Origin of the sequence: Marinomonas pollencensis (assembly GCF_003387375.1) — a bacterium.
GTDB classification, from domain to species: Bacteria; Pseudomonadota; Gammaproteobacteria; order Pseudomonadales; family Marinomonadaceae; genus Marinomonas; species Marinomonas pollencensis.
Map to the genome: position 1 here is coordinate 1 of NZ_QUNG01000011.1, position 17,183 is coordinate 17,183.

Annotated in this window: 15 protein-coding genes; 1 reads left to right on the forward strand and 14 read right to left on the reverse strand. The window is 45.1% G+C overall.

What is annotated here, in order from left to right; genetic code table 11:
- Nucleotides 1-135, forward strand: a 135-nt coding sequence (locus tag DFP81_RS14045) for a transposase domain-containing protein (RefSeq protein WP_147299427.1), incomplete at its 5' end; no start/stop codon positions are given.
- Nucleotides 136-635: 500 nt separating this feature from the next.
- Here the strand turns inward: DFP81_RS14045 and DFP81_RS14050 are convergent.
- The 14 genes from DFP81_RS14050 to DFP81_RS14115 form a co-directional block, all read right to left on the reverse strand.
- Nucleotides 636-2,045 (reverse strand): alanine/glycine:cation symporter family protein, encoded by a 1,410-nt coding sequence (locus DFP81_RS14050; protein WP_115898539.1) that lies wholly within the window; start codon nt 2,043-2,045, stop codon nt 636-638.
- Between the two features lie 493 nt (nt 2,046-2,538).
- A complete protein-coding gene (locus DFP81_RS14055; RefSeq protein WP_181903103.1) occupies nt 2,539-3,510 on the reverse strand; it encodes a substrate-binding domain-containing protein in 972 nt (323 codons plus the stop codon).
- A gap of 63 nt (nt 3,511-3,573) precedes the next feature.
- Nucleotides 3,574-4,548: an ABC transporter permease gene (locus tag DFP81_RS14060; protein ID WP_115898540.1), complete on the reverse strand. Its 975-nt coding sequence runs from the start codon at nt 4,546-4,548 to the stop codon at nt 3,574-3,576.
- A 52-nt stretch (nt 4,549-4,600) separates the two neighbouring features.
- Nucleotides 4,601-6,100 carry a sugar ABC transporter ATP-binding protein gene (locus DFP81_RS14065; protein WP_115898541.1) on the reverse strand — a complete coding sequence of 500 codons (1,500 nt, stop codon included), beginning with the start codon at nt 6,098-6,100 and terminating at the stop codon, nt 4,601-4,603.
- A 3-nt stretch (nt 6,101-6,103) separates the two neighbouring features.
- A complete protein-coding gene (locus DFP81_RS14070) occupies nt 6,104-7,288 on the reverse strand; it encodes a Gfo/Idh/MocA family protein (protein ID WP_115898542.1) in 1,185 nt (394 codons plus the stop codon).
- Nucleotides 7,289-7,300: 12 nt separating this feature from the next.
- Entirely contained in the window at nt 7,301-8,356 is a 1,056-nt protein-coding gene (locus DFP81_RS14075) for a sugar phosphate isomerase/epimerase family protein (protein WP_115898543.1), read from the reverse strand.
- 688 nt (nt 8,357-9,044) lie between these two features.
- Entirely contained in the window at nt 9,045-9,905 is an 861-nt protein-coding gene (locus tag DFP81_RS14080; protein WP_115898544.1) for an NAD(P)-dependent oxidoreductase, read from the reverse strand.
- A gap of 173 nt (nt 9,906-10,078) precedes the next feature.
- Nucleotides 10,079-10,861, reverse strand: coding sequence for a coniferyl-alcohol dehydrogenase (locus DFP81_RS14085; protein WP_115898545.1), 783 nt, complete (start codon nt 10,859-10,861; stop codon nt 10,079-10,081).
- Between the two features lie 94 nt (nt 10,862-10,955).
- Nucleotides 10,956-12,401, reverse strand: a complete 1,446-nt coding sequence (locus tag DFP81_RS14090; protein WP_115898546.1) for an aldehyde dehydrogenase — start codon at nt 12,399-12,401, stop codon at nt 10,956-10,958.
- Nucleotides 12,402-12,484: 83 nt separating this feature from the next.
- A complete protein-coding gene (locus tag DFP81_RS14095; protein WP_115898547.1) occupies nt 12,485-13,507 on the reverse strand; it encodes a branched-chain amino acid ABC transporter permease in 1,023 nt (340 codons plus the stop codon).
- Entirely contained in the window at nt 13,504-14,400 is an 897-nt protein-coding gene (locus DFP81_RS14100) for a branched-chain amino acid ABC transporter permease (RefSeq protein WP_115898548.1), read from the reverse strand. Before DFP81_RS14100 ends, DFP81_RS14095 begins: the two co-directional genes overlap by 4 nt.
- A complete protein-coding gene (locus tag DFP81_RS14105) occupies nt 14,397-15,128 on the reverse strand; it encodes an ABC transporter ATP-binding protein (RefSeq protein ID WP_115898549.1) in 732 nt (243 codons plus the stop codon). Before DFP81_RS14105 ends, DFP81_RS14100 begins: the two co-directional genes overlap by 4 nt.
- The gene (locus DFP81_RS14110; protein ID WP_115898550.1) at nt 15,125-15,865 is read right to left on the reverse strand and encodes an ABC transporter ATP-binding protein; all 741 of its coding nucleotides are present in this window, start codon (nt 15,863-15,865) and stop codon (nt 15,125-15,127) included. Before DFP81_RS14110 ends, DFP81_RS14105 begins: the two co-directional genes overlap by 4 nt.
- A gap of 16 nt (nt 15,866-15,881) precedes the next feature.
- Nucleotides 15,882-17,180 (reverse strand): ABC transporter substrate-binding protein, encoded by a 1,299-nt coding sequence (locus DFP81_RS14115; RefSeq protein ID WP_115898551.1) that lies wholly within the window; start codon nt 17,178-17,180, stop codon nt 15,882-15,884.
- Nucleotides 17,181-17,183 lie beyond the last annotated feature (3 nt).

Here is a 17,183-nt window from a genome sequence, read left to right on the forward strand (position 1 = left end):
AGCATCATCGAAACGGCAAAAGCGAATGGTCTTATTCCTTATGATTATCTAGTAAAGCTCTTCGAAGAACTGCCCAAAAGACAGGCTAACGACAGCCTTGATAATCTTCTGCCATGGAATGCCCAACGCCTCTAGGTGGGGGTGGCCGGACGCTCACTTTGTAAACATGATGTTCTCCAATTTATTGGAAGATCTATTTCTTCCGAATTAACAAAAATTATATGTCGAGTCGATATGTGGACGACGAAGGAAAGATTATCAAAGGATATTGGCTTTGATAATGAAGGTAATCAGAGATCACTTCATAGATTTTATTTATAATAGGGTGGTTGTAGTGATAACTCACACTAAAATCTGCTGATTTATGCGAGCAGATATTAATTTTTGAACGTCGACCTTAGGTGAAAATGAGTTAATTGAGCGAGGTTTAGCTATAAATTGTTGAAAAATTTAGACTTGAGTTATGTTGGCTTTTTAGTGATTTACCACAGCATTTCTAAAAAATACTTTTCTTCGAACTTAGTCGCATTCTCTAAGATGCCTCTCAAGCAATAGTCTTTCCAAAGCAAAAAAAATGGCATGAAGAGTTCAACCCTTCATGCCATTTTTTATTGCTACATTATTTAATATGCGAACTATTTTTGCTCAGGTTTTTCATCCCAAACAGTCAAGTCGATGTCTTTTTTCAGTTCTGGGTACTCATCAGAGTTAAAGACAGGTGTGTGTGTCTTATTCTGCTTAATGTAGTCTTTGGTTAATTTAATCACTAGGCCAGAAAGTAAGGTAATGGCAATCAAGTTGATGGTGGCCATTAAGCCCATAGCGGCATCTGCTGCGTTAAATACCATAGCAACACTTTCATAGGCTCCCCAAGGAATCATTGCCAGCGCAAGTATACGAAGGATAAAGATGCCTGGCTTGTTGGCCCATTTAAGGTAGGTTAGCGCGTTTTCTGCGTAGCTGTAGTTACCTATAATTGAGGTGAAAGCAAAGAAGAATATAGCGATAGCAATAAAGTAATGACCAAAGCCGCCAATGTGATGAGACATGGCTGTTTGTGTCAGTGCAATACCAGACTCGCCATTGCCTAAAGAGCCAGAAAGCAAAATCATCAAAGCGGTTGCAGTACAAATTAGCAAGGTATCAATAAACACACCAAGGGACTGAACCATACCTTGAGATGAAGGATGGTGAGGGTTCGGTGTGGCAACTGCGGCAATATTTGGTGCAGAACCCATACCAGCCTCATTAGAGAATAAGCCACGTTTGATACCATTTAGCATGGCGCCAGCAACGCCGCCTGCGGCTTGCTCAAAACCAAAAGCACTTTTGAAGATAAGCGCAAATGCCGCTGGCACATCAGAGATGTTGACCGCAATGATGTAAAATGCCAACAGTAGGTAGACGATCGCCATAATCGGGACAACGACTTCAGCAAAGCGTGCGATTTTGCGAATACCACCAAAGATAACAATGGCAGCCAGCGCCATGATGATAAAGCCGGTAGTGATTTTAGGAACACCAAATGCTCCTTCAACGGCGCCTGCAATTGAGTTTGCTTGTACCGCATTAAAAACTAAGCCGAAAGCCAAAATCAAAGCTAGTGAGAATACCGCGCCAGCCCAAGGTGCTTTTAAACCTTTGCTGATATAAAACGCAGGACCACCACGCAATTGGCCATTTTGATCTCGCACTTTATAGACTTGCGCTAGCGTACTTTCAGCATACGCAGTGGCCATGCCTATAATGGCCACCACCCACATCCAGAAAATAGCACCAGCACCACCCAGAGCAAGGGCTACAGCCACGCCGGCCATGTTACCAGTACCAACACGTGAAGCGAGACTCGTACAAAGAGCCTGAAATGGCGTAATGCCACCACGGTCGTGTTGAGGTGCTTTAAATACCGTTCTAACAAACTCAGGAAATTGGCGTATCTGTATGAAGCCAAGGCGGATGGTGAAAAACACACCGACAGCCAATAAACCGTAAATGAGAATATAGCCCCAAAAGAGGGTATTCAACGAATCAATGATAGTGGCCATTTGGCACTCCCAAAATTATGTTTTCATTATTAGAGGGGGGGAGGGGTCGAATAACCCCTACGAACAGTCTCTCTTTTTGAGGTGCTATTCTGTAAAAGGCAGCAAGACTAGCGTCTAAAAAAAAATTGGCAAGCCAGAATGAATAAGAAATGTTTAAATTTGGTGCATTTTTCCTGCACCGTTTTGTTCCGTCGCCAATATTTGGTGCGAAATTTTAACAAAAAGAAAAAAATTGAGACAAAAAAGCCTAGTAAGAAAGATCTTTCTTGCTTCAATTTTGTGGTGACTAAGCGCCCTTTTTAGTAGCGGGTGAATTAGCGGCAATGATCATCGAGAAGGGTGATTGCCAGAGTAGCTGAGGGGAGCTAGTGTACTTGTGTTTTGCTCTGTTATTGCCGTTAATGATCGTTATTAAAAAAGGCATTGTGGTGACCCGCAATGCCTTTTTTGCGTTTACTGTTTTTGCTCCTTGGCTATTGAGGCAAAGAGCTTTTTAGTAAGGTGAGTCCTCAAAATAAAAGTCTTCTGCGTTGTCTTTAGTGACCAATTGGGCATCTAAGATAATTCGTGATGGCTCATTATACAGGTCGCCCAGTTTTTCTTGTTTGACTCCATGCACGGCCAAGGCAACGCCAGAGGCAATCATCGAAGGTGGATAGGTGACTGTCGCACGCACCATTTTGTTGCTGTCTGATTTAATCATCTTAATAATGTCTTTAGAGCCTGCGCCACCTAAAACTGTTTTGATATCGGTACGGCCAGATTCCTCAATCGCTTTTAATACCCCTTTTAGCATGTCATCGTCTTGGCACCATACCGCATCAATTTTAGGGTATTTTTGTAAGAAGTTTTCCATCACGGTTAAGGCTTTTTGCGTAGACCAATCGCCTGGTTGTGAATCCAGTACCTTGATGTCGGGGTAATTGCCCATGACTTCGTTGAACGCATCCACACGTTGCTTGTTAATAGGGATTTGCAAGCCTTCAATGGAAACAATGTTGCCTTTGCCTGACATTTGTTTGGCCAGCCATTGAGCACCAACACGGCCTAGACCTACGTTATCACCAGCAATAAAAACATTTTGCGAAGGGTGGGCCAGTTCGCGGTCAACCACGACGGTATATATGCCTTCGTCATAGGCTTCTTCGATGACTTTTTGTAAGGTGGCAGGGTTATGAGGAAGAATCACTAAAGCGTCGATGTCTCTGACCATAAGATCTTCTACATCTCCGACCTGTTTGGAGCCAGAACTAGCTGCCACGACATAAAACTCAATGTCTTTTTCTTTCTCAGAAAAGTCTTTTACGGCCTTATTTGCCCACCATAATAAGCCCGCGGTCCAGCCGTGATCCGCTGAGGGTACGCTTACTCCTATTTTGTACTTGGCTGCGTAACTTGTACCTATACAGGTAATAAGCATTAAGAACACGATCACTTTTCTCATGATATTATTTTTATATTTCATGAATACACTCCTTTAGTATTGATTAAATGGTAGGCAAGCCAATGGGCTTACCCACGAACCTTTTTACCGATCGCCTTTAAATTGAACCAGTACTGCAATTAGGATCACGAGGCCTTTCACCATGCCTTGCAAATAGGGTGAGATACCCATCAGGTTCAGCATGTTATTGATGATGCCTAAGATGATGACGCCAATGACCGTTCCCCAAATGGTGCCTTTTCCTCCCGATAAGGCAGTACCACCAATTACCACAGCGGCGATGGCATCGAGCTCATAAAAAATCCCCGCATCACTTGGGCTAATGGAATTCAAACGAGAGGTTAATAAAACCGCCGCAATACCCACTGAAGCACCGGCAATAACAAAGGTTTGAAAATAAACCCAGCGGACTTTTATCGCAGAATAAGATGCAACTTTTGGATTTGAACCAATAGCGCAAACATGGCGACCAAAAGCACTGTGTTTTAACAAAATATGATACACAGCAGCTAATAATAGAAAGACCCAAACAGGGTAGGGAATCCCCCATAAATAACCGCCGCCAATGTCAGAGAAATGAGCGTTTGTAGAGACCATTTCTCCTGCATCACTGATGTATAAAGCCATCGAACGGAAGATAGACATGGTGGCAAGAGTGGCGATAAACGAGGCCACTTTGCCTCGGGTAATAATCAATCCATTTAAGGCACCAAAAACGCCCCCTAATGCAATTGCAGAAGACACGGCCATCGCTACCGCCCACCACCCATCTCCGGCACCATTGATGATCATGATGGTAAGTACTCCAACCACCGCGACCATAGAGCCAACGGATAAATCAATGCCGCCAGCAATAATCACAAAGGTCATGCCAAGCGCGATGATGCCGGTGTAGGACACTTGTCTTAGCACGTTGGTAATATTGCGCGGCATTAAAAAAGTGTCGCTCGCAATCGATGAGAAAATTACGAGCAAAAGCAAGGCGATAAAAGGGGCGTATGCCGCCATGTTTAATCGTCTTAAACGGGTCATCATAGGAGCAGGTTCGAGTTTTGCCATAGTAAATCCTTGAATCTTTTTATTGTTATGTTTAAGTCGCTTGGGTTGTGTCTCAAGCTTGCTTCATGGTTTTTAATCCAGCTGCGTAATACATGATTTCTTTTTCATTGATGGCATCGCCAATTAATTCACCCATAATCTCACCAGAGCGCATCACTATGACCCGATGGGATAAGCCCATAATTTCCTCTAATTCAGAGGAAATGACGATAACGGAGACACCTTGTTCTGTTAGAGAATGAATAAAGTGGTAGATTTCCTTTTTGGTGTTTACGTCAATGCCACGGGTCGGTTCGTCGAGAATGAGAATGTTCGGGTGGGTGTCCATCCATTTGGATAAATACACTTTTTGCTGATTACCGCCGCTAAGATTAATCAGATTGGTGTGTAAAGATGCGGCTTTAATATCAAAGCGTTTGACGTACTCTTGAGCAACTGCGTTTTCTTTTTTCTGTCGAATCAGCCCTTTAACATAGGCTGCCAAGGAAATTAGCGTGATGTTCTTCGGAATATCAGAATTCATGATCAAGCCTTTGCCTTGGCGATCTTCTGATAAGTAGGCCAAGTGATAAGACAAAGCATCTGCAATCGAGTTAATCGTGGCGTATTGGCCGTTTATTTCGATTTCTCCCGCGTCCTTTTTGCGCAGCCCCATTACGGCTTCTGCGGTTTCGGTACGGCCCGCACCTATTAAGCCAGCAAAGCCCAATACTTCGCCTTTTTTAAGTTCAAAATTAATGTCGTTTAACACGCCTTTAATGGCCAAATGACTGACTTTTAGCACCACGTGATCGCTCGGCTCACGACGTGACGGATAAATCTGATTTAACTCTCGACCAACCATTTTTCTGGCCATGTCTTGTTCATTTATTTCTGACACATCGTCTAGGCTGACCAAATACCCATCGCGCAGGATTGCGAGTCTGTCACACAATAGCTTCACTTCTTTAAGCTTATGAGAGATGAAAATAAGAGTAACGCCCCGCTGTTTGAGGGTGTCGACCAAGCTAAAAAAGATCTCCACTTCATGGTCGGTCAATACCGTTGTTGGCTCGTCCATTATTAAGATACGTGAGTCGTTCACTAATGCTTTGGCGATTTCCACCATCTGCTTTTCAGCAACACTGAGGTTTTCCACCAGAGCGTCTGGGCTTAATTCGGTTGCCAATTCGGTTAACAAGCGAGCCGCTTTCTCGCGCATGGCGGCTTTATCCAGCAATAGGCCTTTTTTGACTTCATTACCGAGAAAAATATTTTCAAACACGTTAAGGGTGCTGATCAGATTGAACTCTTGTGGAATCATCGCGATGCCTAAACGTTTTGCATCGGAGGTCGAGCGGATCTCCACGAGTTTGCCATCTATCTTAATTTGGCCACTTGTTAGTGGGTAAATGCCGCTAATAATTTTGAGTAATGTCGATTTTCCAGCGCCATTTTCACCTAGTACACCTAGTACTTCACCCGCGTGAATGTCCAAGTTGATATTATGCAGCACGCGTACGCCTGAGAATTCTTTAACTATGTTTTGCACTTGCATGATAGGGGGCGTCATGACTCAGTCTCCTAGTGACGAATCATTAGAGGCGGCTGCCTCTAGTGGTCGCCATGCGCTGTTGTGAGCTGAAGAAGACAGCACCGCATTGATAAATTTCATGCCTTCTACGCCATCATTAATACTAGGGATAACGCCTTGAACAGATGACACTTCCGAGCCTTCTTCAATGGCATGAATCGCCGCAGCAATATCTAGATACAAGTTTGCAAAACCTTCTAAATAGCCCTCTGGATGACCAGCCGGAACTCGAGACAGACGATTGGCTTCTTCGCCTGCGCCAGGGCCTGCTCGAGTGATTCTTTGGGTAGGTTCACCTAATACGGAAAGCCACAGTTCATTGGGAGACTCTTGTGACCATTCAAGTCCTGCTTTGTCGCCGTAAACTCGAATTTTCAACCCATTTTCATTGCCTGGTGCGACTTGGCTAGACCATAACATTCCTTTGATTCCACCTTCGAAACGCAGCATGGTATGAACGTTATCATCTACGCGACGGCCATCTACAAAAGCGGTTAAATCTGCAGAGACTTGCTGCACTTTCTTTCCAGAAATAAAGCAAGCCAAATTGAATGCGTGTGTGCCTATGTCGCCTAAGCACCCGGCTAGGCCTGATTTTTCAGGATCTGTGCGCCATTTCGCCTGTTTGTTGTCTGTGCTTTCCGCTTCTTCTGTCAGCCAGTCTTGCGCGTATTCTGCTTGAATGACGCGTAAATTGCCCAACACTCCGCTATCGACCAAATGCTTTGCATGTCTTACTAAAGGGTAGCCAGTGTAATTATGAGTAAGAGCAAAGAAAGCGCCGGACTGCATAACCAGCGCTTTTAATGCCAAGGCTTCATCTAGGTCTTTTGTCACCGGTTTGTCGCAAATAACATGAATCCCTTGCTCTAAAAACGCTTTTGCAACTGGGTAGTGCATGTGATTTGGGGTGACAATAATGACTGCCTGAATACCATCTTCGCGTAGCTTTTCCTGTTTGGCCATTTCTATAAACGAGGAGTAGGACCGTTCCTCACTGATGCCAATACGAAGTGCTGACGCCAAAGCTCTGTCAGGGTCAGAAGAAAGGGCACCTGCCACCAATTCAAAACCATCATCTATTCGAGTCGAAATACGGTGAACCGCGCCAATAAAAGCGCCGTCACCACCACCGACCATGCCAATGCGGATACGTTTATATTCCATTTTATCGCTCCTTTACTTCAGACCAAGAATGCGGCGGTTGGCAGCGTTGTCTATGCCGCTGCTGGCAAAATCATCAAAGGCTCTTTCTGTCACCTGAATGAGATGCTCGTTAACAAATTTCACACCTTCTTTTGCACCTGCTTCAGGGTGCTTCATACAGCATTCCCATTCGATAACCGCCCAGCCGCCGAAGTCGTATTGGGTGAGCTTTGAAAAGATGCTTTTAAAGTCGACTTGGCCATCGCCTAGTGAGCGAAAACGCCCCGCTCGGTCAATCCAGTTTTGATAGCCGCCATACACACCTTGGCGTCCGGTAGGATTAAATTCAGCGTCTTTCACATGGAACATCTTGATACGCTCATGATAAATATCGATGAACTGCAAATAATCGAGTTGTTGTAATACGAAGTGAGAAGGATCGAACAAAATATTGGCGCGGGGGTGCTGGTTGGTGGCTTCAAGAAACATGTCAAAGGTTACGCCATCGTGTAAGTCTTCACCGGGGTGAATCTCATAACAAACGTTGACACCGCAACGGTCAAATTCATCAAGGATGGGCAACCAACGATTGGCCAACTCTTCAAAACCCGCTTCGACCAAACCGGCAGGACGCTGTGGCCAAGGGTAAAGGAATGGCCATAATAGGGCGCCAGAAAAAGTAACGTGATTGGTTAAACCTAAGTTTTTAGACGCCTGAGCAGACTTTAATAATTGCTCCACGGCCCATTTTTGGCGAGCCTCAGGGTTGCCTTTGACGTGATCTGGTGCAAAGCCATCAAACACCTCATCGTAGGCAGGGTGGACGGCGACTAATTGACCTTGTAAATGCGTGGATAATTCAGTCACCTCCATGCCATATTGAGCGAGTGTTTGCTGAATGTATTGACAGTAGGTCAGGTCAGTTGCAGCTCGGTCTAGGTCAAATATCCGCGCATCCCAGGTTGGGATCTGAACGCCTTTAAAGCCGAGATCAGCGGCCCATTTCACGATATTCTCAAAACTGTTAAAGGGCGCTTCATCGCCAACAAACTGCGCAAGGAAGAGAGCAGGTCCTTTTAAGGCTTGCATAATAGTTGCCTCCATTATTATTTTTATTGGTTCGGTTTTTATCTTTTGTATTGCTTTACATTTAATAGCATAAAGAATTTTTTGCCAATGCATTGCGAGCGCACGATATCGTCTATTTAAAGCATTACGAGGGGTTATAAAAAAGCCTTTCTGATCACTAATAATTAAAACTCGAAACAGGTGGAAAATAGCAGATAGGATAGTTCGGCAAGGATTTATAAAATTGAGATTGATTAAAAGTATTTAAAAATCAATGGCTTGAATTTCTTTGTTATGTAGATAATGAGTTGTTTATTACTGGTTCTGTATGAAGCTCAAAAGATAAGCTGGTTTTATAATGTATTACCAATAGCCAGTTTTTCGTGGCCATAAGCCAATGAATGGGGCATTTTTACTATAAAAAAACGCTACCAAAAAACAAAAAAAGATAATGAGTTTATGAGCTCGCTCTATCAGCATTCATCACTAGAGATATTTAACCTCGCGAATTAACTAACGGTCATGTTAACTGGTGATAAAAGCGATTATAAGGAAGCAGGGTATTTATAAAAAAGTAGAGTATTCATAAAAAAGTAGAGTATTCATAAAGCAGGAAGGTATTAAGAATAGATAAGCTGGAAGAAAGGATTAGTAAGAGAAAAATGACCTGGCACTTAATTGGCAAGGTCATTGTTACGACGCAAGTAATCTAGTTTACCGTTTTATACACGGCAGCGATGTCTTCATCGCTAAAGCCAGCTTTTTTAGCTTGTTTGAATGCTTCGTTCGCCGTGGCAGCGGAAGGTAGGGACAAATTCAGTTTGTCGCCTAATGCTACCGCGAGACGCATGTCTTTTTGCATGTGTTTAAGCGGGAAGCTGGTGGTGTAATCTTCGGCAAGCAGCATGGCGCCTTTGCCTGCAAACATGGGGTTAGCGATGGCACCAGCGGCGATAACATCGAGTATTTGTTCACCATCTAAGCCCGCTTTTTGGCCAAGCGACATGCCTTCACTAAAGATGCTTAACATGCCGCCCATCATCATGTTGACCACCAGTTTCATACTGGCACCTTGACCAACTTCGCCTAGGAATGGCGACATTTTCCCCATCACGTTAAAAGCAGGCAGAGCTTCCTCATAAAGGGATTGATCACCGGCGGCTAAAATAATCAGGGTGCCATCTTCAGCGGGTTTTTTGGTGCCAGAGACTGGCGCTTCTAAAAAGCGACCGCCAGCCTTTGTAATAGTGTCGGCAATAGTTTGGGATGTGCTGTCGTCTACGGTCGACATATCAATGTAGCCGCGACCTTCACCAATGCCGGCTGCTACGCCGTCAGGACCTTGGCAAATGACCAGTGCCGCAGCGGGGTCAGAGACCATGGCAAAGGTAATATCACAGCTTGCTGCCACCTCTTTAGGAGTGCTGCCTTGCGTGGCGCCTAACACAACAAGTTCGGTTGTTTTTTTTGCATTACGGTTCCAGACAGTGACTTCAAATCCTGCCTTGATAAGATTGGTCGCCATGGCTTTGCCCATGATGCCTAAACCTAAAAAGCCTACCTTTTTCATAAAACTCACTCTTTTTATCGGGATGTTTGCTGCAATAGTAAAATTTTACCATGCTGATTGGAAATGTCCGCGCGATGAATGAAGTAAAAGCAGAGGGTTGAATGGCCCGATAAGAAAAAAGCAGCACCCTTGTAAAAGAGCGCTGCTTTTATAAAAGCTCAGTGGTGTTCGAATTAGAGTAGGTCGTTCATAGCACACTGAATATGGTTAAACATACCGCCGTCACAGGCCAAATTCGTGCCTCGAATCCAAACACTGTCTGCTGATGCTAAAAAAACAATGGCAGGCGCTATATCATCTGGGGTGCCCGGGCGATCCATGACTTTCATGTCTTCTTCTACACGCTTTCCTAATGTGGCAATAAAATCTTTAAGAATAGGGGTTTCAACAGGGCCTGGGCTGACACAATTCATACGAATACCGCGGTCTCGCCAAGTCCAACGGTTTTGCATTGTCCATGTGATTAAAGCTTCTTTGCTGAAAGCATAGCTACGGGCGTCGTCTATGTTGTGCTCTTCACAGAACGCCCCCACCTGATCAAAATCCACTAATGAGGAAGCAGCCTTAATGCTAGGAATCGCCTCAGGCCAACCAACCCCTGCCAACGAGGCTACATTAACAATGGCTGCGTTATCAGCCAGTTTATCAACACAGCCAAGCGTTAGACGCTTTAGGGCTAAAAGGTTGACTTGTAAAACCAGTGTTGCCCCCGCTGTTGGTGGCACACCAGCAATATTTAATAGGCCATTGGCACCACTGGGCAGCGCCTCAATAAGAGCATCAATTGATACAGGGTCAGACAAATCCGCGTGATGAAATTCATCAACAAACTGAGTAGTAGGGTTTCGGTCTACTCCGATAACGGTGGCACCTTCTTTTTTTAGCAGTTCACATGTTTTTGCACCAATACCTGAAGCACAGCCAGTTACAATGATTTTTTGGTCTGAAAATTTCATGGTCTTCTCCTGTGATGAAAATAGAGTAATGGATAACGCCAGCGCACTGCGATTATGAGACAGCTGTTGGATTTAATACTCTTTGATGTAACGATTAAATGGGATAGTGCTGTTTTGGGTTTTCAATAGTAATCCAGCGCAAGTCGGTGAATTCTGCAATGGAGGATGTGCCACCAAATCGACCATAGCCACTGTTCTTAACGCCACCAAAAGGCATTTGTGGCTCGTCACCCAATGTTGGCCCATTAATATGACAGATACCAGATTCGATTTGACTTGCAACGCTCAATGCCCGTTGAATATTTTGTGTAAAGACCGCAGCGGACAGACCATATTCAGTGTCATTGGCGACCACAATGGCTTCTTCCACGCTGTTTACTCGAATAATGGATTTGACTGGGCCAAATGATTCTTCTTGATAGACGCGCATATCCGCCGTGACATTATCGAGTAAGGTGGCTTCCACTATTGTCCCCTGAATACCGCCTCCAGCCGTTAGGGTTGCCCCTTTAGACAGCGCATCCTGAATCAGTTGATGCATTTTTTCTGCGGCCTCAAGTGAAACGAGAGAGCCGAGAATGGCATCTCCTCGTGGGTCGCCGGCGGTTAACTGGGCGGCTCTTTGAGATAATTTTTGACTAAATTCATCCGCTACTTGGTGATGAACGATCAGTCTCTCCGTTGACATGCATATTTGCCCTTGATTCATAAAGGCACCAAATAACGCGGCGTTTACGGCGCCGTCTAGGTCCGCATCTTCAAGGATAATGAGAGGCGCTTTACCACCTAATTCTAGTAATGCAGGTTTAAGGTTTTCTGCCGCCAAACGGCCAATAATACGGCCCACAGCGGTTGAACCGGTGAAGTTGATGTGCTTAACCTGCGGGTGTTCGATTAACGCTTTGACAATGTCTGGTGCATTTTCTGGTGCATTGGATAGCACGTTTAACACCCCAGCGGGGAAACCTGCTTCAGTAAAAATCTGGCCAATAAGAGTTTGCGTGGCAGGGCACAACTCGGATACTTTCAAGATGACGGTATTGCCACAGGCAATGGCCATTGCAACCGCGCGAGTGGCAAGAATAACGGGGGCATTCCACGGAGCGATGCCAACACAAACGCCTTTTGGCTTGTGCACACTCATCGAAAGGGTGCCGGCTTTATTTGACGGGATAACGTCACCACCGACTTGCGTCGTTATTGCCGCAGCTTCTCTTAAAAGACCGGCAGATAACATACTATTGAACCCTGCCCACATTTTAGTGGCACCGATTTCCGTTAGCATTCGCTGTTCAAACTCTGCAGATTTCGCTTCCATAATATCCGCGGCTTTTAACAGCAGCTGACGACGTTCATTTGGCCCCGTTTTGGACCAGGTTTTGAAGGCCTCTTGAGCAGACATAACCGCACGATTGACGTCTTCTTTAGTGGCCGCAGCCGCTCGGCTTGCCAGCTCACCAGTGATAGGATCAATGCGTTCAAATGTTTTTCCGTTTGATGCACCGACATTTTTTGAGTCGATTAATAATTCAACATTCATGGATGACCACTCCTAAAAGTGCCTACAGTTATAAGATGCGCTCAGCTAGGCCACGAAGATATGCTAAGTGGCCATGTGAGGCGCTATTTTTTGTCTGTGTTAATCTTGTTTTTTTCTACTACTTGATAGCCAACGGGTAAAAAATGCCAGTTAAAGCGACGTTCTAACTCACCCCATATTCCTTTTGGTAAAAACAGTGAGAATGCAATCGCGATAGCGCCAAGACTAACAAGGTACCAAACACCAGTGCTACTAAACCAAGTTTCCACGAGGAAGAAGATAATGGCACCAAGAATAGCGCCTTCAAATTTACCAATACCTCCAACCAGCACCATAAAGATCATATAAGCAGACCATTGCACGCTGAAGTAGGTTTTCGGTAAAAAGGTAGTAGCACTGGTTAGCCAAAGAGCCCCCGCAACGCCAATACCAAAGGCCGCAATCACAAACAGTAGTTGTTTGGTTTTTTCTGGTTTGACTCCGACCGACGTTGCTGCTTCTTCGTTATCTCGTATGGCTTGAATAGCAGAGCCTGTTTTGCTTCGTAATACGAAGAATAATAAGGCTAACAAACCGGCCATTGAGCCAAGGGTTAGAAGGTAGATAATGGTTAATCGTTGCGCCGAATCGTAATGGTTAAGACTAACCAGGGAAATCCCAGTTTCGCCTTGAATTAAGCCATCTAAGTTCACCATTAAATGCAGAATGGAAGCGACTACCCACATGCCAATGGCGAACTCACCACCTTTTAAACGCAGCATAACAAGAGAGATTGGGTAGGAGATTACACCGACAATTAACGCGGCCAGAGCGACGGAAATAAAAGGGTCTAAACCAAGGTCTGCGATACGGATAGTAAAATACGCACCAAGACCAAAGAAAGCTTGTTGGCCAACCGAAATTAAGCCACCGTAGCCGGCCAAGGCATTCCACATGGCGGCTAAGATGACATAAATAAATAACGCGGTTAATCTGTCCAGCAAGCCATTAGAAGCAAATAAAGGAGCTAACGCTAATAGCACCAGCACCAAGCCCGCGAAGACGATCGCGTAACGTGAAGAGGGGGTCCAACGCTGAATAGTAACACTGTTTGTCCATTGACTCATTTTGCACCTCCGAAAGCAGCCTTCATTCGATGGCTTACCCCGCCTTTGGCCAGAACTAAGCGGATTAAAAGAATGATAATAAAGAGAATATGACCCCCTAGAAGGAAGCCCTGGGGGTGAATATTAGCGCCGATAGTTTGTGCTAACGCGAGAATAATACCGCCAATCAGTGTTCCCCAAAGAGAGCCCACGCCACCAATAATGGTGGCTTCAAAGGCAAACAGGAGTTGTGGCCCGCCTGAGTAAGCGTCGAATACTCCTCTGACGCCAAGTGCAAGGCCAGAAATCGCCACCGTTCCCATCGCCAAAGCGGCGGCGATGGCGCTGGCTTTTTTCGGATTAATGCCAACAATGCCAGCGGTATCAGGGTCATGGGCGGTGGCTCTGATTTGTCTACCTAATGGCGTCTTTTTCATAAACAGTTGTAAGCTGCCTAAAATGATAATGGCGGTAACTAGGATATACACAGAGGTTTTGCCCACGTAAACGCCGCTGAATAACTCCCAGGATTGCCAAGATAAGTCACCAATGTAAGGGGCGAGAGAGCGAGTATTTGCGCCAAAATGCTCAAACAAGAGGTTCTCAATAACGATGGCCAAGCCAAAGGTAGTGAGGATGGGTAATAGCTCTCCTCCTCGGGCGCTTTTTTCCAACAAAAAAGCTTGTAGCGCCCAACCAATTAGCATCATCAAAGGTGTCACAATGAGCAAACCTACAAAGGGTGATAAATGGTAGTGTTCAGCCAAAAACCATAATAGATAGCCAGCTAAAACAAGTAAGCTGCCATGGGCCAAGTTTATAATTTTCATTACAGAAAACATAAACGACAAGCCGCATGCAAGCAGTGCATAGTAACCACCAAGAAGGATGGCTTGAATAATTTGATTGGTCACGCTGCGTCTCCATTATGAGTTCTTATTTTATGAAGCCCAAAATAAGCATCAGTGATTTCGTCTCGGGTTACCAGTGACATGGGTTTGTCGAGAACAATCTCTCCTTCGAGCATGCAAATGGCTCGATTGGCCACCTTCATTGCCCGAGATAAATCTTGTTCTACTAGAATAATGGTGGTGTCTGTTGCCAGTAACCTTTCCAAATTTTGATACACTTGATCTACAACAAGAGGTGAAAGCCCTAATGAGACCTCATCAAGGATCAGAATGTCGGGGTTACTCATCAAGGCACGTCCAATGGCCGTCGCTTGCTGTTCACCACCTGACATGGTGCCCGTTTTGGTGTGTCTTCTTTTGCTTAAGTTAGGAAACACTTGAAAGATTTTTTCTATGTTCCATTCACCGCTACGGGCGGAAGTTGCACCAAGTAACAGGTTTTCTTCTGTGGTCATATTGGAAAACAGCTTACGGCCTTCAGGGACCAGCGCTAACCCTGCCGCGACGCGTTTATGAGAGGATAATTTGGTAATCTCATTTCCGTTGAGTTGGATTGTCCCAGCAGCTGGCGAATGAGCACCGCTAATGGCTCTTAAAAAGGTAGTTTTACCCGCTCCATTGGCTCCAATAAGAGCAACCACATCGCCTTTGTTAAGCGTCATACTGACACCACGAACGGCGGCTAATTGGCCATGACGTACGTCTAAATTGTTGACTTGCAAACAGCTCATTCGATGCCACCTCCTAAATACGCTTTGACTACTTGGGGATTGCTAAGCACCGCTTGAGGTTCTCCATCCGCAATAATCTCTCCAGAGTCCATGCAGATAAGGCGTTCAGCAACCTGCAGTAATACATGCACTATGTGTTCAATCCAGATGATGCCTATGCCTTGGCGGCGCAGCTCTTTAATCGTATCAACCAGTTGTACGGATTCGGCTTCGGTTAACCCACCCGCAATTTCATCCAGTAATAAAATCTTGGGCTGAGTAGCGAGTGCTCTGGCAAGTTCTAAGCGTTTTCGGTCGAGTAACCCAAGTGATTCGGCTTGACGGTTAGCAACATGCTCCATGCCGCTTAGCTGAATAGCGTTAAGAGTATGCTGATAAGCGGTTTGCTTATCAGCATCAACACCATAGGATGCTGCAACAAGCACATTCTCAAATACCGTCATACCATCAAAAGGTTTAGGAATTTGATGGGTTCTTACAACGCCTAGGTTACAGCGTGCAGAGGCGCACTTTTCTGTGACGTCTTGATTGTTTAATAATATTGACCCTTGATCCAGCTGAAAGGCGCCAGCAAGCGCACTTAACAGCGTGGTTTTCCCTGCTCCATTAGGGCCGACAATGCCAACGGCTTCATCGGCATTCATAGAGAAATTTATATTTTTAAGAACGGATACACTGCCAAAGTTCTTTACGAGATCACTGGCGAGTAAACCGTTTGATACTGCATGTGTCATCATCTTGTTCTCGCTTAGATTAGGCGTTGTATGGCGTTAGTTTATGGGCAATCGGTACATTCGGGTCCGTGGCATGTTCGGTGATTAGGTAATCAAATTTGAATGGACCTGATTTACTTTTCACCCATTGCGTCCCGATGATTGGAGTAATAGCTACATTGGGAACCGGGCCGCTGGTGAAATCCACTTGCCCAGCAATGGTACTGACATTGAGCTTTCGCATTGCCATGGCAAGATTAACTTTGTTTTTTGGGTCGGCAGAGGTAATAAGGGTTTCCATGGCTGCATCGAACAAAGACAAGCAAGCGCCGATTTGTTGTGTCCACTGTTTATTGGTTTGTGCTTCATACAGATCGCACAATTGTTTACCAGTTTGTCCTGTTAATGGAGAACGATATGGCATGTCTTTGTGCCAATAACAAGCACTCGCAAGTTTGTTACCAAGGCCACCTAGCGCTTCGATGTCGGAAGGGAAGAGTCCTGTTTTAGCGATCTGGGCGATTTTAATCTGACGTGTTAATCCTTGCTGAGCAGCTTGACGCCATAGGGCAGAGAAGTCAGAAGGGATTGGGAAAGCATTAAATATTTCAATACCTTCGCGTTTAAAGAGGGCAATCTGTGACGAGAAATCTGAGGTGCCGGTTTCATAAGCACCAGGGTCAATTATTGTGTAGCCAGCGGCTTCCAGCTTGGGTTTTAAAAAGCGACGAATAGCGTTTCCATCGGCGTCGTTAGGGTACATAACACCGACTTTTTTGTTGGTTTCAATGAGCCCCCACTGGGAGATGTAGGTTTGATAAAACTCATCCACACCAAAACTAAAATGGTATGTCCATTTAAAAGGCGACGGTTGTCCTGGCTTGGCACCACGACCAAAGTACCATGCCTCCCAGGGCAGCACTGCAGATAGGCAGGGAATACCAGCAGCTTCACAGGCATCAGAAACTGGGTTGATGGTTTCTGGCGCCACAGTAGAGAGCATGAAGTCAATATTTTCATTATTAATCAAGTCTTTAGCCAGTTGCCCTGCGCGGGAAGGGTCAGATTGACTGTCGCGATCAAGAATCTCAATTTGGTATGTTTCATTGTTAATTTGCAAACCATCGGCAAGCGCCTGACGAACTTGTGACAACACAAAAGGGTCCGTTTCACCAAAGGCCCCTAAATGCCCAGTACGTGGAGAAATAAAGCCTACTCGTAGCTTTTTGTCTGACGTTGCTGCGGCAAAGGTTGGGTTGATTGCCATGATGGCGCTACCTGCAATAGCAGAAAGAGTGAACTGTCGTCTTGATATGCCTGTTTTAGTTATTTTTTTCATATA